This window comes from Stenotrophomonas pictorum JCM 9942 (genome assembly GCF_001310775.1).
GTDB lineage: Bacteria > Pseudomonadota > Gammaproteobacteria > Xanthomonadales > Xanthomonadaceae > Stenotrophomonas > Stenotrophomonas pictorum.
Map to the genome: position 1 here is coordinate 1 of NZ_BAZI01000774.1, position 622 is coordinate 622.

1 protein-coding gene is annotated in these 622 nt (G+C 69.1%); it reads left to right on the forward strand.

Annotated elements, in window-relative coordinates:
- Window positions 1–361: 361 nt before the first annotated feature.
- Window positions 362–622, forward strand: a 261-nt coding sequence (locus tag JCM9942_RS17625; RefSeq protein ID WP_218185533.1) for an efflux RND transporter periplasmic adaptor subunit, incomplete at its 3' end; no start/stop codon positions are given.

The window sequence follows — 622 nt, forward strand, 5'->3', positions numbered from 1 at the left end:
TTGCCGCCAGTGAGCCGGCCCCCAGCGCGAGGAAGCGGCGACGGTCCAGACGGAGAGGCGCACGAGTAGGCATCACCGCATTGGATAGGCTGGGGGAAGGGCTGGCAAGCGGCTGCCCGGCGCCACTCAGCTATCAGGGCCAGGTGGGAGGAACTGGAGTCCGACCCCGGTTCTCACCTGCTCCCTTGTCCGTTGCTCTCGACGGCAGGGCGTGCGCGTGGCGCGGCCTATCGGAATAAGGCTGATGCGAGAGTCGGAACTGGACCGTGACCCCGGTCCCGGTCGCCCGGGTTCTACCCGCCGTTGTCGCCCTGACGATGGACAGGTGAAGATACGCACTGGTTTCCAGAGTGCCCCACCCATGCCACACGCCTCCGCTCGGCGGAAATGGATCATCGCCGGTGCCGTCGTGCTGGCGCTGGCCGTGCTGTATTGGGGCAGTGTCCGCTGGCGCGGTCCGCTGCTGCCGGGCTACGTGGTGAGCGCCGGTCCGCTGGTGCAGAACGTGGTCGCTACCGGTCGCGTCGCGGCGCTGTCCCGGGTGGAAGTGGGGACCGAGATCTCCGGTCTGGTGCTGGAGCGCCGGGTGATGGACGGCGACCGGGTCGCACCGGGCGACGTG